Source organism: Pseudomonas salomonii, from assembly GCF_900107155.1.
GTDB lineage: Bacteria > Pseudomonadota > Gammaproteobacteria > Pseudomonadales > Pseudomonadaceae > Aquipseudomonas > Aquipseudomonas salomonii.
Genome location: NZ_FNOX01000017.1, coordinates 65,562 through 91,654 on the forward strand (window position 1 = coordinate 65,562; position 26,093 = coordinate 91,654).

Sequence of the window (26,093 nt, forward strand, 5' to 3'; positions counted from 1 at the left end):
CGGGTTTGAGCGCTGATCGTTCCCACGCTCTGCGTGGGAATGCATCTACGGACGCTCTGCGTCCAAGGGGCGCGGAGCGTCCCGGGCTGCGTTACCACGCGGAGCGTGGGAACGATCGGTTAACCGCACCGCCTGTAGGTCACTCGAAACTTTCACCCAACCGCCGCAGTCAGCCAATAACACAGGCCTGACCCTTTACTTATCCACAGGAGCGATCATGGCTGCGATTGCCGACTGGGTGCCCGTTACGCCCAGCACCGCCATCACCCGCTTCACCGTGCTGACGGTGAATATCCATAAGGGTTTCACCGCGTTGAACCGACGTTTCATCCTGCCCGAGTTGCGTGAGGCGGTGCGCAGCGTGGGCGCGGACATGGTGTTCCTGCAGGAAATCCACGGCACCCATGAGCGGCACCCACAGCGCTACAGCGACTGGCCGAAGATGCCGCAGTATGAATTCCTTGCCGACAGCATCTGGCCGCAGTTCGCCTACGGCCGCAACGCGGTCTACCCCCATGGCGACCACGGCAACGCGTTGCTGTCCAAATTCCAGATCATCCGCTACGATAACCTCGACATTTCCCAGAGCGGCCATGAAAGCCGGGGCCTGCTGCATTGCGTGCTGCGCTTGCCTGGCAGCGGCCAAGAGTTGCACGCGATCTGCATGCACCTGGGCCTGCGCGAAGTGCATCGCCAGCAGCAATTGCGGTTACTGGAGCAGCGCATCGCCGAGATTCCGGCTGACGCGGCGCTGATCGTCGCCGGTGATTTCAATGACTGGCGCCAGAAGGCCGACCTGAGCCAAAGCGGGCTCAGGGAGGTGTTTATCGAAGCCCATGGCAAACCGGCGCGCACCTTTCCGGCGCGCCTGCCCTTGCTGCCCTTGGATCGTATCTATGTGCGTAACCTCAAGGTTCATAACCCCAGGGCGCTGACGACGCGGCCGTGGTCTCACCTGTCAGACCACGTGCCGTTGTCGGTGGAGATTGAGCTATGAATGTCGCCGTGGAACACATCGCCACCGACCAGCCGCCGGATGATGCCAAGGCCCGCGACCTGGATTACGGCTGGCAGCCGGGCAACCGCATTGAGCTGCTGGAGAACGGCGAGGCGTACTTTCCCGCCGTCTTCGAGGCCATGCGCCAGGCGCAGCGGGAGATCCTGCTGGAAACCTTTATTCTGTTCGAAGACAAGGTTGGGCATGAACTGCAAGGCATCCTGATCGAGGCGGCGCAGCGCGGCGTGAAGGTGATCGTCAGCCTCGACGGCTTTGGCTGCGGCGAACTGAGCCCAGCCTTTCTCAGTGAGCTGGCCGAGGCCGGGGTGGCGGTGCAAATGTTTGACCCGGCAGCGAAGCTGGTGGGCATTCGCACCAACTGGTTCCGTCGCCTGCACCGCAAGATCGTGGTGGTGGACGCCGCCGTGGCGTTTATCGGCGGAATCAATTTTTCCGCCGACCACCTGAGTGATTTCGGCCCCGAAGCCAAGCAGGATTATGCCGTGCAGGTGAGCGGCCCGGCCGTGGCGGACCTGCATCATTTCGCCCTCGCCCAAAGCGGCCGCCAGGTGCGCACGCGACGCGGCTGGCGACGGCGCCAGCAACGGCCATCGCCATGGCCGACGCACACCGACGACGGCCTGGTGCGCCTGATTTACCGCGATAACCTGCAACACCGCGATGACATCGAAGAGGCCTATATCCATGCCTTGAGCAAGGCACAAAAACGCGCGGTGATTGCCAACGCCTACTTCTTCCCCGGCTACCGCCTGCTGCGTGAAATCCGCAATGCCGCGCGGCGTGGCGTGCAGGTGCAACTGATCATGCAGGGCCAGCCCGATGTGCTGCTGGCCAAGCTTGCGGCGCGCATGCTGTATGACTATCTGCTCAAGGATGGCGTGGTGATTCACGAGTATTGCCAACGCCCGTTGCACGGCAAGGTGGCTTTGGTGGATGACGACTGGAGCACCGTGGGTTCGAGCAACCTGGACCCCTTGAGCCTGTCGCTGAACCTCGAAGCCAATGTGCTGATTCGTGACCGCGCGTTCAATCATCAGCTGTACGAAAGCCTGGAAACACTGGCGCGCAATCATTGCCAGACCATGCCGGAAAAGCGCAAGCCGCGCCTGTGGTTATGGCGATTGACCGTGGGCTTTTTGGTGTTCCACGTCATGCGGCACTTCCCCGCCCTGACGGGTTGGCTGCCGGCACACAAACCGCGCCTCAAGCCATTCGAGAGCCAGGCCCATGACCACTGAAAGCGGCGGATCGCGGTTCAAGCGCTGGAAGAAACCGCTGACGATCGCGTTCTTTGTACTGCTGATTGTGCTGTTCACCCTGCTCGCGCGGCGCATCGACTGGAGCGAAGTGCTGCAGACGCTGGCGGACTTCAAGCTGCGCACGCTGTTGATCGCCGGTGGGCTGACGCTTTGCAGCTTCCTCGTCTACGCCAGCTTCGACCTGATCGGCCGCACCTACATTCGCCAGGATTTGCGCTGGAAGCAGATCCTGCCGGTGGGGATCATCAGCTATGCCTTCAACCTGAACCTGAGCGCATGGGTGGGCGGCATTGCCATGCGCTATCGGCTGTATTCGCGGCTCGGGGTCAGTACCAGCAATATCGCCAAGATTCTTGGGCTGAGCCTGGCTACCAACTGGTTTGGCTATATGGCCGTGGCCGGCGTGGTGTTCAGCAGTGGGTTGATGACCATGCCGCCGGGCTGGAAGGTCAGCAGCGGCGCGTTGCAAGGCATTGGCGTGCTGTTGGTGCTGGCCAGCCTGGGCTACCTGGCGACGTGCCGGTTTGCCAGGAAACGCGCGTGGTCGGTCAAGGGCATCGAGATCAACTTGCCGTCGTTGCGCATGGCCTGTTTGCAGCTGGCGCTGGGTGCGTTGAACTGGTCGTTAATGGCGGCGGTGATCTTTACGTTGCTGCCCGCCAAGCTGGACTACCCGCTGGTATTGGGCGTGCTGCTGATCAGCGCGATTGCCGGGGTGATCACCCATATCCCCGCCGGGCTCGGTGTGCTGGAGGCAGTGTTTATCGCGCTGATGCAGCATGAGGCATCGCGGGGCAGCTTGCTCGCAGGGCTGATTGCCTACCGGGCGATCTACTTTATTTTGCCGCTGCTGGTGGCGTTGGTGATGTACCTGGCGGTGGAGGCCAAGGCCAAGGCGTTGCGGGTGAAGAAGACACCGGCTTGAAGATGGGGTGATTGTTCTGGCGCCTTCGCGAGCAAGCCCGCTCCCACAGGTGGCCCTATTTCAAGGATGTACTCAATCGAATGTGGGAGCGGGCTTGCTCGCGAAAGCGGCCTAAAGTGCACTGCATCAGCGTGATTGAATAATGCTCAACCGCTCCCCCACCACCATCTCGGTTATCCAGTCCACCAGGATCGAGGTGTAGGCCTGCTGCGACACCGGGTCGCTCAGCGAGTGGTCGGCACCATCGATGATCCGATGGGTCAGCGAATGGGTGTGCTGGCACGCCGCGCGGTAGCTCATGATGGTGGCATGGGGCACGTGGTCGTCGGTTTCCGACTCGACGATCAACACATCACCACTGAACTTGGCGCAGGCATGCAGGGCGCGATTGGTCTCGGCGTGCACCAGGGTGCTGCGATAATCCATCAGGTCGGCCTTATCCAGGTCGCGCTTGGGCTTGAGCCACTCCTGGTCGCGGTACAGCGCCGGCACGCGCAGCGCCAACCAGCGTACCGGGCGCAATGAAGTGAGAATCGCCGCCAGATAGCCGCCATAACTGGTGCCCACCACGGCCACGGCCGAGGTGTCGATGGCAGGGTGTGAGAGCAGGCGATCGTAGGCCGCCAGCAAGTCGCGCAGGTTGTCTTCACGGGTGACGCGGGACAAGGGAATGCCGGTGCCGGCGTGGCCGCGCAGGTCGAAGGTCAGGCACACGCAGCCCAAGCCCGCGATGCCTTTGGCGCGCTCAAGGTCGCGTTCCTGGCTGCCGCCCCAGCCGTGCACAAACAACACGCCGGGGACTTTGGATTTTGGACTCAGGAAGGTGCCGCTCATCTGTTCGTCGTCGATATCGATCGCAATGCTTTCGCTTCTAGCCGTCATAAGATTTAACCGTCACATACTTGAGAAGAAAGTCGCTGTTTTCGGCCGGGCCGCGATACACCTCAATGGCGTGCTCAGGCAGCGGTTGGTCCACATAGGTCTCCACCGAGGACACATTAATGGCCCGCAGGCCGGGGTTATTGATGAAGCTTTGCAGCGCCGCGACTTCCGCGCTGCTGGCCCCGCCCATGCGCCAGGATTGTTCGAGTACGCCGCTACGACGTTGGCCGTCACTGTCCAGGCCTTGAGCGATGTCGTAATTGCGCCGCGAGGCATAGAAACCAGGGTAGGCCTCATCGGCGGCGCTGTCGAAAACCTGGGCTTGCTGGATGGCTTCGCGCACATCGTCGGGCACATCGAGCTTAAGCAGGTCGTCATAACCACCGGGCACCACCAGCAAGGTCGAGCCGCCGTAAACCTCTTCGCCGTGCCCATCCTGGGTGAGGAATTGCTCGCCGCAGTAGCTGATCACGTGATCGCCGATAAAGCTCTGGCCCACACTGTGGGTGGTGACGTCGTGCAGATCCTGCTCCAGCACTACGCCATCGTTGAACAGCTGCGCCGCTTCGGGCCGCGCCAGCACAGCCTCGAATGCGTCGAGGCTGTGGATAACTTGCTGGCCGCGTCCGGCACAGGCATGCACCGGTTTCATGCGAATCGGCCCGCTGTAGAGCAGGCGCGTGGCGGCAGGCAATGCGTCTTCAAGGGCAAACACGCTGAGCCCGTCGAGAACCACCATGCGCACACGCTCACAGAACGCTGGCGACCAGCCTTCAGGCGCCTTGGCGTCAGGACTTAGCAGGCCGTGGGTGATCGCTTTGGTACAGATGAAAGCGTGATCGACATAACCGCCCCACAGATCTTCCGGCCCTTTGATATTGAGCGGCCGCGCTTGATCGGGGCCGACCAGGGTTTGGGTGGGCAAGACATATAAGTCGAGGCCGTCGTGTAACTGCGGGTCATAGCTGCCGCCGAATTTTAGCCCAAGGATCTGCGCCAGCCAGCGCGCGAGGGCGCGATTGGTTTCGACTTCATGCGGCGGCGCCCCTTGTCGTGTGGAGTGAGCGACTACGATTTTTTTGCGTTGAATCGGGGTCATGCGTCCCCCTTGGCGATCCTGCCATGTGTGTGTGTGAGAAAGGTTGCATGGATCACGCCAAGGCAAGGCTGGGGAGGATGGCCGTTAAATCAAACAGTTACTGACCCAGCGATGGCACCAGGCCTGTTTTATTCTGCACGACAGGGGTTTAAACGGACGGTGTTCTGCACGACGCCGCCATCAAAGCAGCTGCGTGGATGGCGACGGGCCAGCTAAGATGCAAGGCACTGCCAACCATCATAAGGACGCCCATGGCCAAGCAAGCGCTCATCCTCATCGATATCCAGAACGATTATTTCCCCGCAGGCAAGTGGCCGCTCGATGGCGTGGAAGCCGCGGCGGACAAGGCCGCGCAGGTGCTGCAGGCGTTTCGCCAGGCGGGCGACGCCGTCATCCATGTGCGCCATGAATTCACCAGCGAAGACGCGCCCTTCTTCACGCCAGGCTCCGAGGGCGCGCACCTGCATGCCAAGGTGCTGAACCAGGGCAACGAGCCGGTGGTGCTTAAACACTTTGTGAACGCGTTTCGCGGAACAAACCTGCGCAGCGTGCTGGAACAACGCGCCATCACTGACGTGGTGGTGGTCGGCAACATGAGCCATATGTGCATCGACGCCGTGGTGCGGGCTGCGGCGGACCTTGGCTACAACGTCACGCTGATTCACGACGCCTGCGCGACCCGCGACCAGGCATTCAATGGCCAGGTGATTGCGGCCGCGCAGGTGCATGGCGCTTATATGGCATCGCTGGCTTTTGGGTATGCCAGCGTGGTGTCGACGGATGAATACTTGAAGGCGCAAGCGGCGGCGCAGTGACCTCCGCTTGCTTGCCTTCAGCGCGTAGCGATGATGAACAGGCGTGGAAAAGGCAGCAACACAGTGCCATCAGCCAGGGCTGGGTAAGCCTGGGTGATACGCGCCTGGTATTGCTGCAGGAATGCGGTGTTTTCGCTGTCGGTCAACGGCGCAAGAAACGGCCGCAATGCCGACGCCTTGAACCACTCCACCACCGCCGCGTGATCGGCCAGCGGGTGTTGATAGGTGGTGCGCCATACGTCGACAGTGCTGCAATGTTTGCTCAGCAATTCGTAGTAGTAACTCGCGGTGTGCCGCTCGTTGTGTTTGACCGCACCGATCTTGGCCGCCCACGGGCCATCTGCCGCCACTTCGCGGGCCAGCCGGTGGGCCGGTTCGTCAAGGTTGTCCGGGGTTTGTATGGCGAGGGTGCCGCCAGGTGTCAGCTGGTCGACCAGATGCGGGTAGAGCGTGGCGTGGTTCGGCAGCCATTGCAGGGAGGCGTTGGCGAGGATCACATCGTATTTTTGCGACGGCCTCCAGGCGCCGATGTCTGCCAGCTCGAAATTCAGTTGCGGCAGGCGCTTGCGGGCGTCAACCAGCATGTCGTCAGAGCTGTCCATGCCCGTAATGTGCGCCTGCGGGAAACGCTCGGCCAATACTTCAGTTGAATTGCCGGGGCCGCATCCCAGGTCGACGGCGCTACGGACATCGCCATTCGCAATAGCCGCAACCAAGTCACGGACCGGACGGGTACGTTGCTGTTCAAACATCGTGTATTGCTTGGCAGACCAGGTCATCGCGGCTTTCCTTCTTTGTTAAAGGTGGCCACAGCCTAAATCTTGTGAACCATGAGAACAAATGCCAGGATTGGCAACCTCCCATACCTTGAAAGTATCCTTATGTTGGAGCTTCGCCAGCTGAGAGCCTTCGTGGCCATTGCCGAGGAAGGCTACATCACCCGCGCCGCGGAACGCCTGGGCATGCAGCAACCACCCTTGACGCGCTTGCTGCAAAGTCTTGAAGCGCAATTGGGCGTGGTGCTGATGGAGCGCCTGCCCCGAGGTGTGCGCCCAACCACGGCGGGCCTGGCATTGTTGGATGAGGCCCGAGATATTTTGGCCCGAGCCGAAGGTGTTACCGACGTGGTACGCCGTGCCGCCCGGGGTGAACGAGGCCGACTCGCCATCGGCTTTACCAGCTCGGCGGCGTTGCACCCGTTTGTGCCCAGCGTGCTGCGGCGGTTTCGCGAGGCCTTTGTGGGTGTCTCGGTGATACTGGAGGAAGCAGGAACCGGCGAGCTGCTGGACGCGTTGGTGCAGGAAAAGCTGGATGCCGCGTTTATCCGCTCCCCGCTCAGTGGCACGCAACAGTTACAGGACGAACCTATCCTGGTGGAGCCCATGCTGCTGGCCCTGCCGACCGATCATCCCTTGGCACTCGATGCGGGGCAGCCGTTACCCTTGGCAGCATTGGCTGATGAGGCTTTTGTGCTCTATCGCCGGCGCGTGGGGTTGGGTTTGTATGACGCCATTCTGGTGGCCTGCCGTGAAGCCGGGTTCAGCCCGCAGGTGGTGCAGGAAGCGCCCCGCATGACGGCGACCTTGAGTCTTGTGGCCGCAGGGCTTGGGGTCTCTATCGTGCCAGCCTCCATGCAGCGGCTGCGCGGCGATGGCATTGTTTATCGCGAGCTGACCGAGTGCCAGAGCCTGGTGGCGCCGTTGCATTTGGCCACGCGTATTGGTGACGGCTCGGCGGTCTTGCGCAGGTTCAAGGAGATGGTGGTCACAGCGGCCGCGACGGACGCCTGATTGCAGGCATTAAAAAACCCCCGAGGCTTTCGCCTGCGGGGGTTTTGCTCGTTCCGGGCCTGGGACCTTAGAACGGGATATCGTCATCAAAGCTGTCGAAATCCGGAGCCGGCTGTGGCGCGGCCTGCTGTGGAGGCGGTGCCTGGCGCGACTGTTGCGGGGCCGACTGCTGCGGGCGCGGAGCCTGCTGGCGGGGGGCCGGAGCGGATTGCTGGTAGTTATTGCCCCCGCCTTGTTGATCGCCCTGCTGTGGACGGCCGCCCAGCAGTTGCATGGTGCCTTGCATGTCGACCACGATTTCAGTGGTGTAACGCTTGATGCCGTCTTTTTCCCACTCGCGGGTTTGCAGCTTGCCTTCGATGTAGACCTGCGAACCTTTGCGCAGGTACTCACCGGCGATCTCTGCAACCTTGCCGAACATCGACACGCGGTGCCATTCGGTTTTCTCGACCTTCTGGCCGGTCTGCTTGTCGGTCCACTGTTCGCTGGTTGCCAGACTCAGGTTGGTCACGGCGTTACCGTTAGGCAAGTAGCGAACTTCGGGATCCTGGCCGCATGTACCGACCAATATGACTTTGTTAACCCCACGGGCCATAACGTTCTCCTAAGCTGGGCGCGCTGTCGGCACTGGGTTGACCAGTTGCTCAAGCGTCGCGCGATCCAATAATTCGGTGTCCAATTTGATGTAAATGGCCGCCTCTTCAGCGACCACCACTGCATCTGTTACTCCGACGACGGCCTTCAAGCGCTCTACCAGGCCAGCTTCACGAATTGCTTCGGGCGACAACGGCAGGCGCAGACTTGTGACGTACGGAGGTTCGCGCATGGTAACAGCAAAGGCCAGCCAAAGTGCAGCCAGCCCGGCGCATCCCAGGAACACAACCGACAAACCGCCATGCTGGAACATCCAGCCACCCATGATGCCGCCCAGCGCCGAACCGAGGAACTGGCTGGTGGAATACACCCCCATCGCCGTGCCCTTACCGCCGGCCGGTGAAACTTTGCTGATCAACGAAGGCAATGATGCCTCCAGCAGGTTGAATGCGGTGAAAAACACCACCGTACCAATGACCAGTGCCCGCAGGCTGTCGCCGAACTGCCAGAAGAATAGCTCAGTGAGCATCAGCGTCGCGACGGCGCCGAGCAAAACTCGTTTCATTTTGCGTTTCTTCTCGCCGTAGATGATGAACGGGATCATGGCGAAGAACGAAATCAGCAAGGCGGTGAGGTACACCCACCAGTGCTGCTCCTTGGGCAAACCGGCTTTTTGCACCAGTGCCAGGGGCAACGCGACGAAGCTGCACATCAGCATTGCGTGCAACACGAAGATACCTAAATCCAGGCGCAGCAGGTCCGGGTGCTTGAGCGTCGGCAGTAACGCCTTGCGTGCAACGCCCGACTCACGGTGCGCCAGCGTGCCGGTAGAGCGCGGCACCATGAAGGCCACGATCACGATGCCGAACAACGCCATGCCGCCGGTGGCGAGGAACAGCCCGTGCAAACCGAAGGCGCGGGTCAGCAAGGGGCCGACCACCATCGCAACGGCGAAGGACAGGCCGATGGTCATGCCGATCATGGCCATGGCCTTGGTGCGGTGTTGTTCACGGGTCAGGTCCGAGAGCAGCGCCATCACTGCCGCGGAAATCGCCCCGGCGCCCTGTAGGACGCGCCCGGCAATCACCCCCCAGATCGAATCGGATTGCGCCGCGAGCACACTGCCGAGGGCGAACACGATCAGCCCCAGATAGATGACGGGACGCCGGCCGATACGGTCGGAAATGATCCCGAACGGAATCTGAAAAAGCGCCTGGGTCAGGCCATAGGCGCCAATCGCCAGGCCGATCAGTGCGGGGGTCGCTCCTGCGAGATCCATTCCATAGGTCGCCAGCACCGGCAACACCATAAACATGCCTAGCATACGGAACGCGAACACCAGGGCCAGACCGCTTGCTGCTCGGGTCTCGCCGCTACTCATGCGTTCGCTGTGGGGATCGTGCATGGAAAAACCTCGTGTGAACCGGCGGCGATTCTACCAGTCCCATCGATTGAGAGGGTATATGCGGCGCTTTGCCGCGCAGCTTTCATCTAAGGCTGCACCCGGCACTTTGACAGTGTATATTCATCCAGTCTTTAGCCGTATACTCCGGCATTATTTACGCCCGCCGTGCGAGGCCATCTTGGACAAGATCCTGATTCGTGGGGCTAGAACCCACAACCTGAAGAACATCGACCTGACCCTGCCCCGGGACAAACTGATCGTCATCACCGGCTTGTCCGGCTCGGGCAAATCGTCCCTGGCGTTCGACACGCTGTATGCCGAGGGCCAGCGCCGCTATGTTGAATCGCTGTCGGCCTATGCCCGGCAGTTCCTGTCGATGATGGAAAAACCCGACGTCGACACCATCGAAGGCCTGTCGCCGGCGATTTCCATCGAACAGAAGTCGACCTCCCACAACCCGCGCTCCACCGTGGGCACCATCACCGAGATCTACGACTACCTGCGTCTGCTGTATGCCCGCGTAGGTATTCCCCGTTGCCCGGACCACGATATTCCGCTGGAAGCCCAGACCGTCAGCCAGATGGTCGACCTGGTACTGGCCCAGCCGGAAGGCGCCAAGCTGATGCTGCTGGCGCCGGTGATCCGTGAGCGCAAGGGTGAGCACCTGTCGGTCTTCGAAGAGCTGCGTGCCCAGGGCTTTGTGCGGGCGCGCATCAACGGCAAGCTGTATGAGCTGGATGAAGCGCCGAAACTCGACAAGCAGAAGAAGCATTCGATTGATGTGGTGGTCGACCGCTTTAAAGTACGTGCCGATTTGCAGCAGCGTTTGGCGGAATCGTTCGAGACCGCGCTGAAGCTGGCCGATGGCATTGCCCTGGTCGCACCAATGGATGACGAGCCCGGCGAAGAGATCATCTTCTCCGCACGTTTTGCCTGCCCGATCTGCGGCCATGCGATCAGCGAATTGGAACCCAAGCTGTTTTCCTTCAACAACCCGGCCGGTGCCTGCCCGACGTGCGATGGCCTTGGGGTGAAGCAGTTCTTCGACATCAAGCGCCTGGTCAATGGTGACCTGACGTTGGCGGAGGGCGCAATACGCGGCTGGGACAGGCGCAACGTCTATTACTTCCAGATGCTGGGGTCGTTGGCGTCGCACTACAAATTCAGCCTGGAAGTACCGTTCAACCAACTGCCGGCCGAGCAGCAGAAAGTCATCCTGCACGGCAGTGGTTCGCAGAACGTCGACTTCAAGTACCTGAACGACCGTGGCGATATCGTCAAGCGCTCCCACCCGTTCGAAGGCATTGTGCCGAACCTGGAACGTCGCTACCGCGAGACCGAGTCGGCCAGCGTGCGCGAAGAGCTGGCGAAATTCCTCAGCACCCAACCTTGCCCGGACTGCCGCGGCACGCGCCTGCGTCGCGAGGCGCGGCATGTGTGGGTCGGTGAGAAAACATTGCCGGCGGTCACCAACCTGCCGATCGGCGATGCCTGTGAATACTTCGGTGTGCTCAAGCTGACCGGTCGCCGTGGGGAAATTGCCGACAAGATTCTTAAGGAAATTCGTGAGCGCTTGCAGTTCCTGGTCAACGTCGGCCTGGACTACCTGTCGCTGGATCGCAGCGCGGATACCTTGTCCGGTGGTGAGGCCCAGCGGATTCGCTTGGCCAGCCAGATCGGTGCCGGCCTGGTGGGCGTTCTGTACATCCTCGACGAGCCGTCGATCGGCCTGCACCAACGTGACAATGATCGCCTGCTGGGTACGCTCAAACACCTGCGCGATATCGGCAACACGGTGATCGTGGTTGAGCACGATGAAGACGCGATTCGCCTGGCCGATTACGTGGTCGACATCGGCCCAGGCGCGGGTGTGCATGGCGGGCATATTGTGGCTGAGGGCACGCCTGCCGAAGTGATGGCTCACCCGGACTCGTTGACCGGCAAATACCTGTCCGGTCGCGTGAAAATCGCAGTGCCAGCCAAGCGCACGCCACGTAACAAAAAAATGGCGTTGCACCTCAAGGGCGCGCGCGGCAACAACCTGCGCAATGTCGACCTGGAAATTCCGCTGGGCCTGCTGACCTGCGTGACCGGTGTTTCCGGCTCGGGCAAATCGACGCTGATCAACAACACGCTGTTCCCCCTGAGTGCCACCGCCCTGAACGGCGCGACCACCCTGGAAGCGGCTGCACACGACAGCATCAAGGGCCTGGAGCACCTGGACAAGGTGGTCGATATCGACCAGAGCCCGATTGGCCGCACACCCCGCTCGAACCCCGCGACCTATACCGGGTTGTTCACGCCGATACGCGAACTGTTTGCCGGCGTGCCAGAGTCTCGCTCACGGGGCTATGGGCCTGGCCGGTTCTCGTTCAACGTCAAGGGTGGCCGCTGCGAAGCCTGCCAGGGCGATGGCCTGATCAAAGTGGAGATGCACTTCCTGCCGGACATCTACGTGCCGTGCGATGTGTGCAAGAGCAAGCGCTACAACCGCGAGACCCTGGAGATCAAGTACAAGGGCAAGAACATCCACGAAACCCTGGAGATGACCATCGAGGAAGCGCGGGAGTTCTTCGACGCGGTTCCGGCATTGGCGCGCAAGCTGCAGACGCTGATGGATGTGGGCCTGTCGTACATCAAGCTGGGGCAGTCGGCGACTACGTTGTCGGGCGGTGAGGCGCAGCGGGTGAAGTTGTCCCGTGAATTGTCCAAGCGCGATACGGGCAAGACCCTGTATATCCTTGATGAGCCGACTACGGGCCTGCACTTTGCGGATATTCAGCAATTGCTCGACGTATTGCACCGCTTGCGCGACCACGGCAATACAGTCGTGGTAATCGAGCACAACCTCGACGTGATCAAGACCGCCGACTGGCTGGTAGACCTGGGGCCGGAAGGCGGCTCCAAGGGTGGCCAAATCATTGCGGTGGGCACGCCGGAGCAGGTCTCCGAGATGCCGCAGTCGCATACTGGTTACTACTTGAAGCCACTGTTGGCGCGCGACAAAGCCTGATTTATCGCGCTCATGAGAAAGCCCCTGTCACTTTGCGGTGACAGGGGCTTTTTTGTAGCCGGAAATCAGAACTGCGATTGCAGGTAATTCTCTAACCCGACCAACTTGATCAGCCCCAACTGCTTTTCAAGCCAGTAGGTGTGATCTTCTTCGGTATCATTCAACTGCACGCGCAGAATTTCACGAGTGACATAGTCGTTGTGCTGCTCGCAGAGCTCGATGCCCTTGCAGAGTGCGGCACGCACCTTGTACTCGAGACGAAGGTCGGCAGCGAGCATGTCAGGCACCGTGGTGCCCACGTCCAGGTCGTCGGGACGCATGCGCGGCGTGCCCTCGAGCATCAGGATACGGCGCATCAGCGCATCGGCGTGCTGTGCCTCTTCTTCCATTTCGTGGTTGATACGCTCGTAGAGCTCGGTAAAGCCCCAGTCTTCGTACATACGCGAATGGATGAAATATTGGTCACGAGCTGCCAGTTCGCCCGTCAGCAACGTGTTGAGGTAATCGATTACGTCGGGGTGACCTTGCATCGCCCTACATCTCCCTGCTTGAAAGTCTGTAGTTTGAACCATGCTGACTCGAAGGTCACGGGACAAACGGCAGAAAAGCGAAGATATTCCGAGAAAAGTGGCGGAAATAACGCAAAAACCGCCCAAATGAGGGCGGTTCTGCTTCTCGTTTAGAGTCAGCTAAGCGTTACGCCCACTGCGGTTGAAATGCCCTGGCCATAAGCAGGGTCCGCTTCGAAAAAGTACGGAAGTACGCGCCGAATCACGTCGCTGCTAACACCTGCCATTGAACCGGCAATGTTGTTGATCAGCAGGGCCTTCTGAGCGTCGCTCATCAGACGGAACAACGCACCGGCGTGGCTGGTGTAGTCAGTGTCTTCACGGTGGTCATAACGATCGGCAGCGCCGCTCAGCGCCAATGACGGCTCGGCATATTGCGGCGCTTGTTTGGGTGCATCGGCATAGCTGTTTGGCTCATAGTTTGGAGACGCACCACCAAAACCAACGGACATGGAACCGTCGCGCTGATTGTTATTGACTGGAATTATTGGCGCGTTGACCGGCAATTGCTGGTGGTTGGTGCCAACACGATAGCGATGAGCATCGGCGTAGGCAAACACCCGGCCTTGAAGCATGCGATCTGGCGACAGACCAACACCCGGAACCATATTGCTTGGACCGAAGCATGCCTGCTCGACTTCAGCAAAGTAATTCTCTGGATTACGGTTCAGCTCCAACTCAGCCACCTTGATCAACGGAAACTCCTGCTGCGACCAGGTTTTAGTCACATCGAAAGGGTTTTCGTAGTGAGCAGCGGCCTGAGCCTCTGTCATGATCTGGATGCACACGTCCCATTTAGGGAAGTCACCCCGTTCAATTGCCCCAAACAGGTCGCGCTGAGCGTAATCAGGATCCGTACCGGCAATGCGCGTTGCATCCTCAGGTGTCAGGTTCTTGATACCTTGCTGGGTTTTGTAGTGCCACTTGACCCAATGGCGCTCGCCTTTGGCATTGACCAAGCTGTAGGTATGACTACCGAAGCCATGCATATGGCGGTACCCATCAGGGGTGCCACGGTCCGAAAACAAAATTGTGATCTGGTGCAAGGCCTCTGGGGACCATGACCAAAAGTCCCAGACCATCTGCCCGCTTTTCAAGTTCGTTTGCGGCAAACGCTTTTGGGTATGGATGAAGTCAGGGAACTTCAGTGGGTCACGAATGAAAAATACCGGCGTGTTGTTGCCAACAATGTCCCAGTTACCCTCTTCGGTATAGTGCTTCAGCGCAAAACCACGCGGATCGCGAGCCGTATCCGCCGAACCACGCTCGCCCCCAACGGTGGAGAACCGCAGGAAAGTCGGCGTCTGCTTTCCGACGGCTTCAAACAGTTTCGCGCGTGTGTATTGGGTGATATCGCGGGTGACCGTAAAAGTGCCGTAGGCGCCTGAACCCTTGGCGTGCACACGACGCTCAGGAATGTTCTCACGGTTGAAGTGCGCCAGTTTTTCGATGAGGTGGAAGTCATCGAGCAGCAATGGGCCACGCGGGCCCGCCGTGCGGGAGTTCTGGTTATCAGCGACGGGAGCGCCGCTGGCGGTAGTCAGAATTGTACTCATGCTCAATCTTCCTCAGGTCAGGCTTAGAACTGCCGGCTAATCGGCTTGGAGGGAGTATTGACCATCAAGATGACACCATCAAATGCATTAAATCATGGACTTTGATAGAAAATAACTAACACCCATCAGGGCGAGTAGAGTTTGTTTAAGAAGAGAACCGACAGTGACTTGAGAAATATAGACGGCTTTTCTATCGCCCACAAAAAACCGGGCACTAGGCCCGGTTCTTCGTTACAGCGTGCCGTCTTACTCAGCGCTTACAGCTTCGCCGGCAGTAGCACGATCAACCAACTCGACGTACGCCATTGGCGCGTTGTCGCCAGTGCGGAAGCCGCACTTGAGGATGCGCAGGTAGCCACCCTCACGGGTAGCGTAACGCTTGCCCAGGTCGTTGAAGAGCTTACCAACGATAGCTTTCGAACGAGTACGGTCGAAAACCAAACGGCGGTTAGCCAGGCTGTCTGTCTTGGCCAAAGTGATCAGCGGCTCAGCAACGCGACGCAGTTCTTTAGCTTTCGGCAGTGTAGTTTTGATCAGCTCGTGCTCGAACAGCGACACCGCCATGTTTTGAAACATGGCCTTGCGGTGCGAGCTGGTACGGCTCAGGTGACGACCACTTTTACGATGACGCATGGTTCATTCCTTACCAAACTCACGTTCGGTGATTACGACGATCAGGCAGTCGCCTTGTCGTCCTTCTTAAGACTTGCAGGCGGCCAGTTGTCGAGGCGCATGCCGAGGGACAGACCGCGGGAGGCCAGAACGTCCTTGATTTCAGTCAAGGATTTCTTGCCCAGGTTCGGAGTCTTCAACAGTTCTACTTCGGTACGCTGAATCAGGTCGCCGATGTAGTAAATGTTTTCCGCCTTAAGGCAGTTAGCCGAACGTACAGTCAGTTCCAGATCGTCAACCGGGCGAAGCAGGATCGGATCGATCTCGTCTTCCTGCTCGATTACCACTGGTTCGCTGTCACCTTTGAGGTCGACGAACGCAGCCAACTGCTGTTGCAGAATGGTTGCAGCGCGGCGGATAGCCTCTTCAGGATCCAGAGTACCGTTGGTTTCCAGATCAATAACCAGCTTGTCCAGGTTAGTACGCTGCTCGACACGGGCGTTTTCCACCACGTATGCGATACGGCGAACCGGGCTGAACGAAGAGTCAAGCTGCAAGCGACCAATGCTGCGGCTTTCGTCTTCATCGCTCTGACGCGAGTCGGCCGGTTCATAACCACGACCACGAGCTACGGTGAGCTTCATGTTCAGGGCGCCGTTAGACGCCAGGTTAGCGATTACGTGATCGGGATTAACGATCTCGACATCATGATCCAGCTGAATATCGGCAGCGGTAACCACCCCCGAACCCTTCTTCGACAAGGTCAGCGTAACTTCGTCACGGCCGTGCAGCTTGATAGCCAGACCTTTAAGGTTCAACAGGATTTCAATTACGTCTTCCTGTACACCTTCGATGGCGCTGTACTCGTGGAGCACACCGTCAATCTCGGCCTCGACTACTGCACAGCCGGGCATTGAGGACAACAGGATGCGGCGCAGCGCGTTGCCCAGGGTGTGGCCAAAACCACGCTCGAGAGGCTCGAGAGTGATCTTGGCGCGGGTTGGACTGACAACCTGCACATCAATGTGGCGGGGTGTCAGGAACTCATTTACCGAAATCTGCATGGATGCACCTATTTTCTAGCCCTTACTTGGAGTAGAGCTCGACAATCAGGCTTTCGTTGATGTCGGCGGACAGATCACTGCGAGCAGGAACGTTCTTGAAAACGCCCGACTTCTTCTCAGTGTCTACTTCTACCCATTCTACGCGGCCACGTTGGGCACACAGATCGAGAGCTTGGACAATGCGAAGTTGGTTTTTTGCTTTCTCGCGAATCGCGACCACGTCACCAGCACGAACCTGGTAGGACGGAACGTTAACGGTTTGGCCGTTTACGCTGACGGATTTGTGCGATACCAGCTGACGGGATTCGGCACGAGTCGAACCAAAGCCCATACGGTATACAACGTTGTCCAGACGGCATTCGAGCAGTTGCAGCAGGTTTTCACCGGTTGCACCTTTCTTGCCAGCAGCTTCTTTGTAGTAGCCGCTGAACTGACGCTCGAGAACGCCGTAGATACGACGGACCTTCTGCTTTTCACGCAGTTGGGTGCCGTAATCGGACTGGCGACCGCGGCGTTGGCCGTGGATACCAGGTGCTGCTTCAATGTTGCACTTCGATTCGATCGCGCGCACGCCGCTCTTCAAGAAGAGATCGGTGCCTTCGCGACGAGCGAGTTTGCATTTTGGACCAATGTAACGAGCCATTCTTTACAATCTCCTGGATTACACGCGGCGCTTCTTCGGCGGACGGCACCCGTTGTGCGGGATTGGCGTCACGTCGGTGATGCTGGCGATCTTATAGCCACAGCCGTTCAAAGCACGGACAGCAGACTCACGACCTGGACCTGGACCTTTGACGTTAACGTCGAGGTTTTTCAGGCCGTATTCCAGCGCAGCTTGACCAGCACGTTCAGCAGCTACTTGAGCAGCAAACGGAGTGGACTTGCGGGAACCGCGGAAACCCGAACCACCAGAGGTAGCCCAAGACAGCGCGTTACCTTGACGGTCGGTGATGGTCACGATGGTGTTGTTAAAAGAAGCATGGATGTGGGCGATGCCATCAACCACTGTCTTTTTAACTTTTTTACGAGGACGAGCAGCAGGTTTTGCCATGATAATTTTCCTGTCGATTCGCGTGGGCGATTACTTGCGGATCGGCTTACGCGGACCTTTACGGGTACGCGCGTTAGTCTTGGTACGCTGACCGCGTACTGGAAGACCACGACGATGACGCAGACCACGGTAGCAACCGAGGTCCATCAAACGCTTGATTTTCATGTTGATTTCGCGACGCAGGTCACCTTCAGTGGTGAACTTCGCCACTTCGCCACGCAACAGCTCAATCTGCTCGTCGCTCAGATCCTTGATCTTTGCGGCTGGGTTTACCCCAGTGTCTGCGCAAATTTTCTGCGCAGTAGTGCGACCAACACCATAGATGTAGGTCAGCGAGATAACAGTGTGCTTGTTATCTGGAATGTTAACGCCTGCAATACGGGCCATTCAGTGGGACTCCAATTGACAGCTACCTACGCCCCGGAAGCCAAGAAATAGGGCGCGAGATAATATCGCTGTAATAACAAATAATCAACCCGGCAGCGCACTAGCTGCCGGGCTTCAAGCGGATCACACTCAGCCTTGGCGCTGTTTGTGACGCGGTTCCGCGCTGCAAATTACTCGAACAACACCTTCGCGGCGAATAATCTTGCAGTTACGGCACAGCTTTTTCACCGATGCACGAACTTTCATCACCAACTCCTCGAACCTTATGGGGTACTCAGCGCAACATGCCGCTGCCGTAGCCCTTCAGGTTGGCTTTCTTCATCAGGGATTCGTACTGGTGCGAAACGAGGTGCGATTGTACTTGGGACATGAAGTCCATCACAACCACGACCACGATCAGCAACGAGGTCCCGCCAAGGTAGAACGGAACGTTTGCTGCAACCACCAGGAACTGGGGAAGCAAGCACACGGCCGTCATATATAGAGCACCGAACAGGGTCAAACGAGTCAGAACGCCATCAATGTAGCGTGCCGACTGCTCACCTGGACGGATACCCGGAATAAAGGCACCGGACTTCTTCAGGTTTTCCGCTACGTCTTTCGGATTGAACATCAACGCCGTATAGAAGAAGCAGAAGAAAATAATCCCTGCACTAAACAGCAGAATATTCAACGGCTGACCAGGAGCGATCGACTGAGAGAGGTCCTGCAGCCAGCCCATATTTTCAGACTGACCAAACCAGGTACCCAACGAAGCCGGAAACAGCAAAATGCTGCTCGCGAAAATTGCCGGAATAACACCGGCCATATTCACTTTCAGCGGCAAGTGGCTGGTCTGCGCAGCAAAGACCTTGCGGCCCTGCTGACGCTTGGCGTAGTGAACAGCAATACGACGCTGGCCACGCTCAATGAACACCACAAAACCGATAATCGCTACTGCCAGCAAACCGATGGCAACCAAGGCGAAGATATTGATATCACCCTGACGCGCAGACTCGAAAGACTGCCCAATTGCTCTCGGAAGACCGGCGACGATACCTGCGAAAATCAACATCGAGATACCGTTACCAACACCACGCTCAGTAATCTGCTCACCCAGCCACATCATGAACATCGCACCAGCCACAAACGTGGATACCGCGACGAAATAGAAGCCAAAGTCACCAGTGAACGCAACGCCCTGCCCCGCCAGGCCAACGGACATGCCGATAGCTTGAACCAGGGCGAGAACGACAGTGCCGTAGCGGGTGTACTGGCTAATCTTGCGACGGCCAGCTTCACCTTCCTTCTTCAACTGCTCCAGCTGCGGGCTCACGGCGGTCATCAACTGCATGATGATCGATGCCGAAATGTACGGCATGATCCCCAGTGCAAAGATGCTCATCCGTTCCAGCGCGCCGCCGGAAAACATGTTGAACAAGCTAAGAATGGTCCCCTCATTCTGTCGAAACAGGTCTGCGAGTCGGTCCGGGTTGATACCTGGAACCGGGATGTGTGCGCCTATTCGGTAGACGATAATCGCCAGGAACAGAAAACGCAGACGAGCCCAAAGTTCAGACATACCGCCTTTGCCGAGCGCTGAGAGAGCACCTTGCTTAGCCATTTATTCCTCGAACTTGCCGCCAGCTGCTTCGATAGCCGAACGCGCACCTTTGGTGGCGCCGATTCCCTTGCCGATAGTGACAGCGCGAGTCACTTCACCGGACAGCATGATTTTCACACGCTGTACGTTGACGTTGATCACGTTGGCATCTTTCAGGGTCTGCACAGTAACGATATCGCCTTCCACTTTAGCCAGCTCGGACAGACGCACTTCTGCGCGATCCATGGCTTTCAGGGATACGAAACCGAACTTAGGCAGGCGACGATGCAGCGGCTGTTGACCGCCTTCAAAGCCAGGAGCAATGGTGCCACCGGAGCGGGAGGTTTGACCTTTGTGGCCACGGCCACCAGTCTTACCCAAACCGCTACCGATACCACGGCCCGGACGATGCTTTTCGCGACGGGAACCCGGCGCTGGACTCAGATCATTGAGTTTCATCGATTAACCCTCTACACGCAGCATGTAGTAAGCCTTGTTGATCATCCCGCGATTCTCGGGAGTATCCTGGACTTCTACAGTGTGACCGATGCGACGCAGACCCAAACCTTTAACGCACAGTTTGTGGTTAGGAATGCGGCCGGTCATGCTTTTGATCAGCGTTACTTTAACGGTAGCCATGATCAGAAGATCTCCTTGACAGTCAGACCACGCTTGGCAGCGATGGACTCAGGAGATTGCATAGCTTTCAAACCCTTGAAAGTGGCGTGAACCACGTTTACCGGGTTAGTCGAGCCGTAGCACTTGGCCAGAACGTTCTGGACGCCAGCAACTTCGAGGACAGCACGCATAGCGCCGCCAGCGATGATACCGGTACCTTCAGAAGCAGGCTGCATGTACACCTTCGAAGCGCCGTGAGCGGACTTCATTGCGTACTGCAGCGTGGTGCCGTTCAGATCAACTTGGATCATGTTGCGACGAGCAGCTTCCATTGCCTTCTGGATCGCAGCAGGCACTTCACGTGACTTGCCACGGCCGAAGCCAACACGCCCTTTACCATCACCCACCACGGTCAACGCGGTGAAAGTGAAGATACGGCCGCCTTTAACGGTTTTGGCTACGCGGTTAACTTGAACCAGCTTCTCAATGTAGCCTTCGTCGCGCTTTTGGTCGTTATTTGACATAACTTAGAACTCCAGCCCAGCTTCACGAGCAGCATCAGCCAGCGCTTTCACGCGACCGTGGTACTTGAAGCCAGAGCGGTCGAAAGCCACTTGCGAGACGCCCACGGCCTTAGCACGTGTAGCGACCAGCTGGCCAACCTTTGTGGCCGCGTCGATGTTGCCGGTGGCACCATCACGCAGTTCTTTATCCAAAGTCGAGGCGCTGGCCAGGACTTTGTTGCCGTCGGCCGAGATGACCTGGGCGTAGATGTGCTGCGACGAGCGGTACACGCAGAGACGCACGACTTCGAGTTCGTGCATTTTCAGGCGTGCTTTGCGAGCGCGACGCAGTCGAGTAACTTTTTTGTCGGTCATTTGCTATGCCCTACTTCTTCTTGGCTTCTTTACGACGGACGACTTCGTCCGCGTAGCGCACACCTTTGCCTTTGTACGGCTCTGGTGGACGGAAGTCGCGGATCTCAGCGGCCACCTGACCTACCAGCTGCTTATCAATACCCTTGATCAGGATATCGGTTTGGCTAGGGGTCTCAGCGGTGATGCCTTCCGGCAGTTCGTAATCCACTGGGTGCGAGAAGCCAAGGGCCAGGTTCAAAACCGTGCCTTTTGCTTGCGCTTTGTAACCAACACCGACCAGCTGGAGCTTACGCTCGAAGCCTTGGCTTACGCCTTGGACCATGTTGTTTACCAACGCACGCGTGGTACCGGCCATTGCGCGAGTTTGTTGATCGCCATTGCGAGCAGCGAAACGCAGCTCACCAGCTTCTTCAACGATCTCAACGGACGAATGGATGTTCAGTTCAAGAGTGCCCTTGGCACCCTTCACCGAAAGCTGTTGGCCTGCGAATTTTACTTCGACACCGGCTGGCAGCTTAACGGGGTTCTTAGCGACGCGAGACATGCTTATCCCCCCTTAGAACACAGTGCAAAGAACTTCGCCGCCGACACCGGCAGCGCGCGCAGCACGATCCGTCATCACACCTTTGTTGGTGGAGACGATAGACACGCCCAGACCGCCACGAACTTTCGGCAGATCTTCAGCGGACTTGTACTGACGCAGGCCTGGACGGCTAACGCGCTTCACTTCTTCAATGACCGAACGGCCTTCGAAGTACTTCAGCTCGATGGACAGCAGTGGCTTGGTTTCGCTGCTGATCTGATAACCCGCAATGTAGCCTTCGTCTTTCAGGACTTTGGCAACAGCTACCTTCAACTTGGAAGATGGCATGCTTACGACGGACTTTTCAGCCATCTGGGCATTACGGATACGAGTTAGCATGTCCGCTAACGGGTCCTGCATACTCATGGGCTAGACGCTCCTAATACAAAAAAATTAGCCTTGCGGCTACATATGTCGCCGAGAATCTCCGGCCATAAAAAACACGGGCTCAGGCGAGCCGCGTATTTTAGACACACTCCGGAAATGAAACAAGCCCCAAAAGGGGCTTGATCCAGATTCAAGGTCACCGGCGGTCAGTATCTTGCGATTCTGCCCGCCTGGACGTTGAAAGTACTTACCAGCTGGCCTTAACCAGACCTGGTACGTCACCACGCATTGCCGCTTCACGCAGTTTGTTACGGCCGAGGCCGAACTTGCGGTAAACGCCGTGTGGACGACCGGTCAGGCGGCAGCGGTTACGCATGCGCGAAGCGCTTGCGTCACGTGGCTGCTTCTGCAGAGCAACTGTCGCTTCCCAACGTGCTTCTGGACTTGCGTTCAGATCAACGATGATTGCTTTCAGTGCTGCACGCTTCTTGGCGTACTTGGCAACCGTGAGCTGACGCTTCAGCTCGCGGTTTTTCATGCTCATCTTGGCCATGGTCCTACTCCAATCAGTTGCGGAACGGGAATTTGAAAGCACGCAACAGGGCGCGACCTTCATCATCGTTCTTGGCAGTGGTGGTCAGGGTGATGTCCAGACCGCGGAGAGCATCGATCTTGTCGTAGTCGATTTCCGGGAAGATGATCTGCTCTTTCACGCCCATGCTGTAGTTACCACGACCATCGAAGGACTTGGCATTCAGGCCGCGGAAGTCGCGAACCCGAGGCAGGGAGATCGACAGCAGACGATCCAGGAATTCATACATACGCTCACGGCGCAGAGTCACTTTGACGCCGATCGGCCAACCTTCACGGACTTTAAAGCCAGCGATGGATTTCCGAGCGTAAGTCACAACGACTTTTTGACCGGTGATCTTTTCCAGGTCAGCAACAGCGTGCTCGATGACTTTTTTGTCACCGACCGCTTCGCCCAGACCCATGTTCAGGGTGATTTTGGTAACGCGTGGAACTTCCATCACGTTCGAAAGCTTAAGTTCTTCCTTAAGCTTCGGTGCGATTTCTTTCCAGTAAATCTCTTTTAGTCGTGCCATGGTCTTCTACCTAGCAGTGTTCAAGCATCAACCGCTTTTTGGGTCGACTTGAAGACACGAATTTTCTTGCCGTCTTCTACTTTGAAACCAACGCGGTCAGCCTTGTTGGTTTCGCCGTTGAAAATGGCGACGTTAGAAGCGTCCAGTGGAGCTTCTTTTTCGACGATACCGCCTTGTACGCCCGACATCGGGTTAGGCTTGGTATGACGCTTAACCAGGTTCAGACCGCCGATAACCAGACGGTTATTAGCGAGAACCTTAAGCACCTTACCGCGCTTACCTTTGTCTTTGCCGGCGATCACGATGATCTCGTCGTCACGACGAATCTTTTGCATGTCGGATCTCCTTACAGCACTTCTGGGGCGAGCGAGACGATCTTCATGAACTTCTCAGTACGAAGTTCACGGGTCACTGGCCCAAAGATACGGGTGCCGATCGGCTCTTGCTTGTTGTTCAGAAGAACAGCAGCGTTGCCATCAAAGCGGATAATAGAGCCATCAGCACGGCGTACGCCGTGACGAGTGCGGACTACAACAGCAGTCATCACTTGGCCTTTTTTCACTTTACCGCGAGGAATTGCTTCCTTCACGGTAACTTTGATGATGTCACCGATACCAGCGTAACGACGATGGGAGCCACCCAGCACCTTGATGCACATAACACGGCGAGCGCCGCTGTTATCGGCCACATCGAGCATGGATTGAGTCTGAATCATATAATTTCTCCGACCCCTAGTCCTTAGACTTCCACAGCGCGTTCGAGAACATCAACCAGTGCCCAAGACTTGGTCTTGGCCAGCGGACGAGTTTCACGAATAGTGACTTTGTCGCCGATGTGGCACTGGTTGGTTTCGTCGTGCGCGTGCAGCTTAGTCGAACGCTTAACATATTTACCGTAGATCGGGTGCTTAACGCGACGCTCGATCAGTACGGTGATGGTTTTGTCCATCTTGTCGCTGACAACACGGCCAGTCAGCGTACGGACAGTCTTTTCGGCTTCAGCCATGATCACTTACCTGCCTGCTGGTTGAGCACAGTCTTCACGCGAGCGATGTCACGCTTAACTTGCGAGAGCAGATGAGACTGCCCCAACTGGCCAGTTGCTTTCTGCATACGCAGATTGAACTGGTCGCGCAGCAGGCCGAGCAGTTGCTCGTTCAGCTGCTGTGCGGATTTTTCACGAAGTTCATTCGCTTTCATCACATCACCGTCCGTTTAACAAAGGCGGTGGCGAGCGGCAGCTTTGCAGCAGCCAGGGCAAAAGCCTCACGCGCCAGCTCTTCAGTTACACCCTCGATTTCATACAGGACTTTGCCTGGCTGAATCTGGGCTACCCAGTATTCCACGTTACCCTTACCTTTACCCATCCGAACCTCGAGAGGTTTTTTGGAGATCGGCTTGTCCGGGAATACACGGATCCAGATCTTGCCGCCACGTTTAACGTGACGGGTCAGTGCACGACGCGCTGACTCGATCTGACGAGCGGTGAGACGACCACGAGCTACAGACTTCAGCGCGAACTCGCCGAAGCTGACTTTGCTACCGCGCTGAGCCAGACCACGGTTGTGGCCTGTCATCTGCTTGCGGAACTTCGTACGCTTAGGTTGCAACATTTGGCGTACCCCTTACTTAGCAGCTTTTTTACGAGGCGCTGGTGCTTGTGGTTTCAGTTCTTCTTGGCGACCACCAATTACTTCGCCCTTGAAGATCCAAACCTTTACACCGATCACACCGTAAGTGGTGTGAGCTTCGTAGTTGGCATAGTCGATGTCGGCACGCAGGGTGTGCAGTGGCACACGACCTTCGCGATACCATTCAGTACGTGCGATTTCAGCACCGCCGAGACGACCGCTCACTTGGATTTTGATGCCTTTGGCACCAATGCGCATGGCGTTCTGTACAGCGCGCTTCATAGCGCGACGGAACATTACACGACGCTCCAGCTGCTGAGCTACGCTCTGCGCAACCAGCATACCGTCGAGCTCCGGCTTACGGATCTCTTCGATATTGATGTGCACAGGCACACCCATTTGCTTGGTCAGGTCCTGACGCAGTTTCTCAACATCTTCACCTTTCTTCCCGATAACGATACCTGGACGAGCGGTGTGGATGGTGATACGTGCAGTTTGTGCCGGACGATGGATATCGATACGGCTTACGGACGCGCTTTTTAGTTTGTCTTGGAGATACTCACGCACCTTCAGATCAGCGAACAAATAGTCCGCATAAGTCCGACCGTCTGCGTACCAGACGGAGGTGTGCTCCTTGACGATTCCCAGGCGAATGCCAATGGGATGTACTTTCTGACCCATCTCTTCGACTCCGTTACTTGTCAGCAACCTTGACAGTGATATGGCAAGACCGCTTGACGATGCGATCAGCACGGCCTTTGGCACGTGGCATGATGCGCTTCAGCGAACGCCCTTCGTTGACGAAAACGGTGCTGACCTTCAGGTCATCAACGTCTGCGCCTTCGTTATGCTCGGCGTTGGCTACGGCCGACTCCAGCACTTTCTTCATGATCTCGGCGGCTTTCTTACTGCTGAAAGCCAACAGGTTGAGCGCTTCGCCCACCTTCTTCCCGCGGATCTGGTCGGCGACCAAGCGGGCTTTCTGGGCGGAGATTCGAGCGCCCGACAACTTAGCGGCTACTTCCATTTCCTAACCCCTTAACGCTTGGCTTTCTTGTCTGCCACGTGCCCACGATAAGTGCGGGTACCGGCAAACTCGCCCAGTTTGTGGCCGACCATGTCTTCGTTAACGAGAACTGGGACGTGTTGACGACCGTTGTGTACTGCGATGGTCAGACCGACCATTTGTGGCAGGATCATCGAACGACGCGACCAGGTCTTAACTGGTTTGCGATCGTTCTTTTCCGCCGCCACTTCGATCTTCTTCAGTAGGTGAAGATCAATAAAAGGACCTTTTTTCAGAGAACGTGGCACTGTCGTATCCCTCTAT

36 protein-coding genes are annotated in these 26,093 nt (G+C 57.7%); 6 read left to right on the top strand and 30 right to left on the bottom strand.

Annotation, left to right across the window (positions count from 1 at the left end; translation table 11 throughout):
- The first annotated feature begins 217 nt into the window (after positions 1-217).
- The 3 genes from BLV67_RS29375 to BLV67_RS29385 are packed head-to-tail and all read left to right on the top strand — an operon-like array spanning position 218 to position 3,202.
- A complete protein-coding gene (locus BLV67_RS29375) occupies positions 218-997 on the top strand; it encodes an endonuclease/exonuclease/phosphatase family protein (protein WP_069786673.1) in 780 nt (259 codons plus the stop codon).
- Positions 994-2,256, top strand: coding sequence for a cardiolipin synthase ClsB (gene clsB / locus BLV67_RS29380; RefSeq protein ID WP_069786674.1), 1,263 nt, complete (start codon positions 994-996; stop codon positions 2,254-2,256). The genes BLV67_RS29375 and clsB overlap by 4 nt, the downstream gene beginning before the upstream one ends.
- Complete coding sequence (locus tag BLV67_RS29385) at positions 2,246-3,202, top strand: lysylphosphatidylglycerol synthase domain-containing protein (RefSeq protein ID WP_069786675.1); 957 nt, start codon at positions 2,246-2,248, stop codon at positions 3,200-3,202. The genes clsB and BLV67_RS29385 overlap by 11 nt, the downstream gene beginning before the upstream one ends.
- Positions 3,203-3,328: 126 nt before the next feature.
- Here BLV67_RS29385 and BLV67_RS29390 read toward each other — a convergent pair whose 3' ends face one another.
- Together BLV67_RS29390 and BLV67_RS29395 are read right to left on the bottom strand one after the other, a co-directional pair.
- Positions 3,329-4,084, bottom strand: a complete 756-nt coding sequence (locus tag BLV67_RS29390) for an alpha/beta hydrolase family protein (RefSeq protein WP_065930336.1) — start codon at positions 4,082-4,084, stop codon at positions 3,329-3,331.
- Positions 4,074-5,183 (bottom strand): DUF3182 family protein, encoded by a 1,110-nt coding sequence (locus BLV67_RS29395; protein WP_069786676.1) that lies wholly within the window; start codon positions 5,181-5,183, stop codon positions 4,074-4,076. The genes BLV67_RS29390 and BLV67_RS29395 overlap by 11 nt, the downstream gene beginning before the upstream one ends.
- A 251-nt stretch (positions 5,184-5,434) precedes the next feature.
- On the opposite strand from BLV67_RS29395, the gene BLV67_RS29400 reads away from it, so the two are divergent.
- Positions 5,435-5,998 carry a cysteine hydrolase family protein gene (locus tag BLV67_RS29400; protein ID WP_069786677.1) on the top strand — a complete coding sequence of 188 codons (564 nt, stop codon included), beginning with the start codon at positions 5,435-5,437 and terminating at the stop codon, positions 5,996-5,998.
- Positions 5,999-6,015: 17 nt separating this feature from the next.
- Here BLV67_RS29400 and tam read toward each other — a convergent pair whose 3' ends face one another.
- On the bottom strand, positions 6,016-6,777 hold the full coding sequence (gene tam / locus BLV67_RS29405; RefSeq protein WP_069786678.1) for a trans-aconitate 2-methyltransferase: 762 nt from the start codon (positions 6,775-6,777) through the stop codon (positions 6,016-6,018).
- A gap of 102 nt (positions 6,778-6,879) precedes the next feature.
- Between tam and BLV67_RS29410 the strand changes: the two genes are divergently transcribed.
- Positions 6,880-7,788 (top strand): LysR family transcriptional regulator, encoded by a 909-nt coding sequence (locus tag BLV67_RS29410; protein WP_069786679.1) that lies wholly within the window; start codon positions 6,880-6,882, stop codon positions 7,786-7,788.
- A gap of 67 nt (positions 7,789-7,855) precedes the next feature.
- Here BLV67_RS29410 and BLV67_RS29415 read toward each other — a convergent pair whose 3' ends face one another.
- Positions 7,856-8,383 (bottom strand): single-stranded DNA-binding protein, encoded by a 528-nt coding sequence (locus BLV67_RS29415; protein WP_010467282.1) that lies wholly within the window; start codon positions 8,381-8,383, stop codon positions 7,856-7,858.
- Positions 8,384-8,392: 9 nt separating this feature from the next.
- Positions 8,393-9,787 carry an MFS transporter gene (locus tag BLV67_RS29420; RefSeq protein WP_069786680.1) on the bottom strand — a complete coding sequence of 465 codons (1,395 nt, stop codon included), beginning with the start codon at positions 9,785-9,787 and terminating at the stop codon, positions 8,393-8,395.
- 178 nt (positions 9,788-9,965) lie between these two features.
- Here BLV67_RS29420 and uvrA point away from each other — a divergent pair, with 178 nt between their 5' ends.
- Positions 9,966-12,800, top strand: a complete 2,835-nt coding sequence (uvrA, locus tag BLV67_RS29425; protein ID WP_065930321.1) for an excinuclease ABC subunit UvrA — start codon at positions 9,966-9,968, stop codon at positions 12,798-12,800.
- A gap of 65 nt (positions 12,801-12,865) precedes the next feature.
- Here the strand turns inward: uvrA and bfr are convergent, their stop codons facing one another.
- The 25 genes from bfr to rpsS all read right to left on the bottom strand — a co-directional run bounded on the left by bfr (position 12,866) and on the right by rpsS (position 26,077).
- Positions 12,866-13,330 carry a bacterioferritin gene (gene bfr, locus BLV67_RS29430; protein WP_015886133.1) on the bottom strand — a complete coding sequence of 155 codons (465 nt, stop codon included), beginning with the start codon at positions 13,328-13,330 and terminating at the stop codon, positions 12,866-12,868.
- 155 nt (positions 13,331-13,485) lie between these two features.
- On the bottom strand, positions 13,486-14,925 hold the full coding sequence (locus BLV67_RS29435; protein ID WP_218108741.1) for a catalase: 1,440 nt from the start codon (positions 14,923-14,925) through the stop codon (positions 13,486-13,488).
- Between the two features lie 246 nt (positions 14,926-15,171).
- Entirely contained in the window at positions 15,172-15,558 is a 387-nt protein-coding gene (gene rplQ, locus BLV67_RS29440) for a 50S ribosomal protein L17 (protein WP_017135967.1), read from the bottom strand.
- A 41-nt stretch (positions 15,559-15,599) separates the two neighbouring features.
- Positions 15,600-16,601, bottom strand: a complete 1,002-nt coding sequence (locus BLV67_RS29445) for a DNA-directed RNA polymerase subunit alpha (RefSeq protein WP_003176403.1) — start codon at positions 16,599-16,601, stop codon at positions 15,600-15,602.
- A gap of 22 nt (positions 16,602-16,623) precedes the next feature.
- Positions 16,624-17,244: a 30S ribosomal protein S4 gene (gene rpsD / locus BLV67_RS29450; protein WP_003210056.1), complete on the bottom strand. Its 621-nt coding sequence runs from the start codon at positions 17,242-17,244 to the stop codon at positions 16,624-16,626.
- Between the two features lie 18 nt (positions 17,245-17,262).
- Positions 17,263-17,652, bottom strand: coding sequence for a 30S ribosomal protein S11 (rpsK, locus tag BLV67_RS29455; protein ID WP_002555466.1), 390 nt, complete (start codon positions 17,650-17,652; stop codon positions 17,263-17,265).
- A gap of 30 nt (positions 17,653-17,682) precedes the next feature.
- Positions 17,683-18,039: a 30S ribosomal protein S13 gene (rpsM, locus tag BLV67_RS29460; protein WP_003210063.1), complete on the bottom strand. Its 357-nt coding sequence runs from the start codon at positions 18,037-18,039 to the stop codon at positions 17,683-17,685.
- Positions 18,040-18,168: 129 nt separating this feature from the next.
- The gene (gene rpmJ / locus BLV67_RS29465; protein WP_002555468.1) at positions 18,169-18,285 is read right to left on the bottom strand and encodes a 50S ribosomal protein L36; all 117 of its coding nucleotides are present in this window, start codon (positions 18,283-18,285) and stop codon (positions 18,169-18,171) included.
- Between the two features lie 28 nt (positions 18,286-18,313).
- Positions 18,314-19,642, bottom strand: a complete 1,329-nt coding sequence (secY, locus tag BLV67_RS29470; RefSeq protein WP_016969470.1) for a preprotein translocase subunit SecY — start codon at positions 19,640-19,642, stop codon at positions 18,314-18,316.
- Positions 19,643-20,080, bottom strand: a complete 438-nt coding sequence (rplO, locus tag BLV67_RS29475; RefSeq protein WP_003176407.1) for a 50S ribosomal protein L15 — start codon at positions 20,078-20,080, stop codon at positions 19,643-19,645.
- Positions 20,081-20,083: 3 nt separating this feature from the next.
- A complete protein-coding gene (rpmD, locus tag BLV67_RS29480; protein ID WP_003176408.1) occupies positions 20,084-20,260 on the bottom strand; it encodes a 50S ribosomal protein L30 in 177 nt (58 codons plus the stop codon).
- 2 nt (positions 20,261-20,262) lie between these two features.
- Entirely contained in the window at positions 20,263-20,763 is a 501-nt protein-coding gene (gene rpsE / locus BLV67_RS29485) for a 30S ribosomal protein S5 (RefSeq protein WP_003176409.1), read from the bottom strand.
- A 3-nt stretch (positions 20,764-20,766) separates the two neighbouring features.
- Positions 20,767-21,117 (bottom strand): 50S ribosomal protein L18, encoded by a 351-nt coding sequence (rplR, locus tag BLV67_RS29490; protein ID WP_017135964.1) that lies wholly within the window; start codon positions 21,115-21,117, stop codon positions 20,767-20,769.
- A gap of 10 nt (positions 21,118-21,127) precedes the next feature.
- Entirely contained in the window at positions 21,128-21,661 is a 534-nt protein-coding gene (gene rplF, locus BLV67_RS29495; RefSeq protein WP_003176412.1) for a 50S ribosomal protein L6, read from the bottom strand.
- A gap of 12 nt (positions 21,662-21,673) precedes the next feature.
- Positions 21,674-22,066, bottom strand: a complete 393-nt coding sequence (gene rpsH, locus BLV67_RS29500) for a 30S ribosomal protein S8 (protein WP_010566853.1) — start codon at positions 22,064-22,066, stop codon at positions 21,674-21,676.
- A 208-nt stretch (positions 22,067-22,274) separates the two neighbouring features.
- On the bottom strand, positions 22,275-22,580 hold the full coding sequence (rpsN, locus tag BLV67_RS29505; RefSeq protein WP_003176414.1) for a 30S ribosomal protein S14: 306 nt from the start codon (positions 22,578-22,580) through the stop codon (positions 22,275-22,277).
- Positions 22,581-22,593: 13 nt separating this feature from the next.
- Positions 22,594-23,133, bottom strand: coding sequence for a 50S ribosomal protein L5 (rplE, locus tag BLV67_RS29510; RefSeq protein ID WP_003176415.1), 540 nt, complete (start codon positions 23,131-23,133; stop codon positions 22,594-22,596).
- Positions 23,134-23,153: 20 nt separating this feature from the next.
- Entirely contained in the window at positions 23,154-23,468 is a 315-nt protein-coding gene (gene rplX / locus BLV67_RS29515; RefSeq protein ID WP_003176416.1) for a 50S ribosomal protein L24, read from the bottom strand.
- A gap of 11 nt (positions 23,469-23,479) precedes the next feature.
- On the bottom strand, positions 23,480-23,848 hold the full coding sequence (gene rplN / locus BLV67_RS29520; protein ID WP_002555479.1) for a 50S ribosomal protein L14: 369 nt from the start codon (positions 23,846-23,848) through the stop codon (positions 23,480-23,482).
- A gap of 23 nt (positions 23,849-23,871) precedes the next feature.
- On the bottom strand, positions 23,872-24,138 hold the full coding sequence (gene rpsQ / locus BLV67_RS29525) for a 30S ribosomal protein S17 (RefSeq protein WP_003176419.1): 267 nt from the start codon (positions 24,136-24,138) through the stop codon (positions 23,872-23,874).
- Positions 24,139-24,140: 2 nt separating this feature from the next.
- On the bottom strand, positions 24,141-24,332 hold the full coding sequence (gene rpmC / locus BLV67_RS29530; protein ID WP_002555481.1) for a 50S ribosomal protein L29: 192 nt from the start codon (positions 24,330-24,332) through the stop codon (positions 24,141-24,143).
- A complete protein-coding gene (gene rplP / locus BLV67_RS29535; protein ID WP_003232424.1) occupies positions 24,332-24,745 on the bottom strand; it encodes a 50S ribosomal protein L16 in 414 nt (137 codons plus the stop codon). Before rplP ends, rpmC begins: the two co-directional genes overlap by 1 nt.
- Before the next feature lie 12 nt (positions 24,746-24,757).
- Positions 24,758-25,444, bottom strand: a complete 687-nt coding sequence (gene rpsC / locus BLV67_RS29540) for a 30S ribosomal protein S3 (RefSeq protein ID WP_003176422.1) — start codon at positions 25,442-25,444, stop codon at positions 24,758-24,760.
- A 13-nt stretch (positions 25,445-25,457) separates the two neighbouring features.
- Positions 25,458-25,790 (bottom strand): 50S ribosomal protein L22, encoded by a 333-nt coding sequence (gene rplV, locus BLV67_RS29545; protein WP_003103908.1) that lies wholly within the window; start codon positions 25,788-25,790, stop codon positions 25,458-25,460.
- An 11-nt stretch (positions 25,791-25,801) separates the two neighbouring features.
- The gene (gene rpsS / locus BLV67_RS29550; protein WP_002555486.1) at positions 25,802-26,077 is read right to left on the bottom strand and encodes a 30S ribosomal protein S19; all 276 of its coding nucleotides are present in this window, start codon (positions 26,075-26,077) and stop codon (positions 25,802-25,804) included.
- Positions 26,078-26,093: the final 16 nt, after the last annotated feature.

Excerpts from the sequence above, each read along its gene's own strand:
- rplN (WP_002555479.1), bottom strand. The coding sequence starts at position 23,848 with ATGATTCAGACTCAATCCATGCTCGATGTGGCCGATAACAGCGGCGCT.
- rpmC (WP_002555481.1), bottom strand. The coding sequence starts at position 24,332 with ATGAAAGCGAATGAACTTCGTGAAAAATCCGCACAGCAGCTGAACGAG.
- rpsE (WP_003176409.1), bottom strand. The coding sequence starts at position 20,763 with ATGTCAAATAACGACCAAAAGCGCGACGAAGGCTACATTGAGAAGCTG.
- rplX (WP_003176416.1), bottom strand. The coding sequence starts at position 23,468 with ATGCAAAAGATTCGTCGTGACGACGAGATCATCGTGATCGCCGGCAAA.
- BLV67_RS29420 (WP_069786680.1), bottom strand. The coding sequence starts at position 9,787 with ATGCACGATCCCCACAGCGAACGCATGAGTAGCGGCGAGACCCGAGCA.
- BLV67_RS29375 (WP_069786673.1), top strand. The coding sequence starts at position 218 with ATGGCTGCGATTGCCGACTGGGTGCCCGTTACGCCCAGCACCGCCATC.
- BLV67_RS29400 (WP_069786677.1), top strand. The coding sequence starts at position 5,435 with ATGGCCAAGCAAGCGCTCATCCTCATCGATATCCAGAACGATTATTTC.
- secY (WP_016969470.1), bottom strand. The coding sequence starts at position 19,642 with ATGGCTAAGCAAGGTGCTCTCTCAGCGCTCGGCAAAGGCGGTATGTCT.
- bfr (WP_015886133.1), bottom strand. The coding sequence starts at position 13,330 with ATGCAAGGTCACCCCGACGTAATCGATTACCTCAACACGTTGCTGACG.
- rpsH (WP_010566853.1), bottom strand. The coding sequence starts at position 22,066 with ATGAGTATGCAGGACCCGTTAGCGGACATGCTAACTCGTATCCGTAAT.
- BLV67_RS29390 (WP_065930336.1), bottom strand. The coding sequence starts at position 4,084 with ATGACGGCTAGAAGCGAAAGCATTGCGATCGATATCGACGACGAACAG.
- rplE (WP_003176415.1), bottom strand. The coding sequence starts at position 23,133 with ATGGCACGACTAAAAGAGATTTACTGGAAAGAAATCGCACCGAAGCTT.
- rpsK (WP_002555466.1), bottom strand. The coding sequence starts at position 17,652 with ATGGCAAAACCTGCTGCTCGTCCTCGTAAAAAAGTTAAAAAGACAGTG.
- rpsQ (WP_003176419.1), bottom strand. The coding sequence starts at position 24,138 with ATGGCTGAAGCCGAAAAGACTGTCCGTACGCTGACTGGCCGTGTTGTC.
- clsB (WP_069786674.1), top strand. The coding sequence starts at position 994 with ATGAATGTCGCCGTGGAACACATCGCCACCGACCAGCCGCCGGATGAT.
- rplP (WP_003232424.1), bottom strand. The coding sequence starts at position 24,745 with ATGTTGCAACCTAAGCGTACGAAGTTCCGCAAGCAGATGACAGGCCAC.
- BLV67_RS29435 (WP_218108741.1), bottom strand. The coding sequence starts at position 14,925 with ATGAGTACAATTCTGACTACCGCCAGCGGCGCTCCCGTCGCTGATAAC.
- rplV (WP_003103908.1), bottom strand. The coding sequence starts at position 25,790 with ATGGAAGTAGCCGCTAAGTTGTCGGGCGCTCGAATCTCCGCCCAGAAA.
- tam (WP_069786678.1), bottom strand. The coding sequence starts at position 6,777 with ATGACCTGGTCTGCCAAGCAATACACGATGTTTGAACAGCAACGTACC.
- BLV67_RS29395 (WP_069786676.1), bottom strand. The coding sequence starts at position 5,183 with ATGACCCCGATTCAACGCAAAAAAATCGTAGTCGCTCACTCCACACGA.
- BLV67_RS29415 (WP_010467282.1), bottom strand. The coding sequence starts at position 8,383 with ATGGCCCGTGGGGTTAACAAAGTCATATTGGTCGGTACATGCGGCCAG.
- BLV67_RS29445 (WP_003176403.1), bottom strand. The coding sequence starts at position 16,601 with ATGCAGATTTCGGTAAATGAGTTCCTGACACCCCGCCACATTGATGTG.
- rpsC (WP_003176422.1), bottom strand. The coding sequence starts at position 25,444 with ATGGGTCAGAAAGTACATCCCATTGGCATTCGCCTGGGAATCGTCAAG.
- BLV67_RS29385 (WP_069786675.1), top strand. The coding sequence starts at position 2,246 with ATGACCACTGAAAGCGGCGGATCGCGGTTCAAGCGCTGGAAGAAACCG.
- rpmD (WP_003176408.1), bottom strand. The coding sequence starts at position 20,260 with ATGGCTACCGTTAAAGTAACGCTGATCAAAAGCATGACCGGCCGCATT.
- rpsD (WP_003210056.1), bottom strand. The coding sequence starts at position 17,244 with ATGGCTCGTTACATTGGTCCAAAATGCAAACTCGCTCGTCGCGAAGGC.
- rpmJ (WP_002555468.1), bottom strand. The coding sequence starts at position 18,285 with ATGAAAGTTCGTGCATCGGTGAAAAAGCTGTGCCGTAACTGCAAGATT.
- rplQ (WP_017135967.1), bottom strand. The coding sequence starts at position 15,558 with ATGCGTCATCGTAAAAGTGGTCGTCACCTGAGCCGTACCAGCTCGCAC.
- BLV67_RS29410 (WP_069786679.1), top strand. The coding sequence starts at position 6,880 with ATGTTGGAGCTTCGCCAGCTGAGAGCCTTCGTGGCCATTGCCGAGGAA.
- rplR (WP_017135964.1), bottom strand. The coding sequence starts at position 21,117 with ATGACCGACAAAAAAGTTACTCGACTGCGTCGCGCTCGCAAAGCACGC.
- rpsM (WP_003210063.1), bottom strand. The coding sequence starts at position 18,039 with ATGGCCCGTATTGCAGGCGTTAACATTCCAGATAACAAGCACACTGTT.
- rplF (WP_003176412.1), bottom strand. The coding sequence starts at position 21,661 with ATGTCTCGCGTCGCTAAGAACCCCGTTAAGCTGCCAGCCGGTGTCGAA.
- rplO (WP_003176407.1), bottom strand. The coding sequence starts at position 20,080 with ATGAAACTCAATGATCTGAGTCCAGCGCCGGGTTCCCGTCGCGAAAAG.
- rpsN (WP_003176414.1), bottom strand. The coding sequence starts at position 22,580 with ATGGCCAAGATGAGCATGAAAAACCGCGAGCTGAAGCGTCAGCTCACG.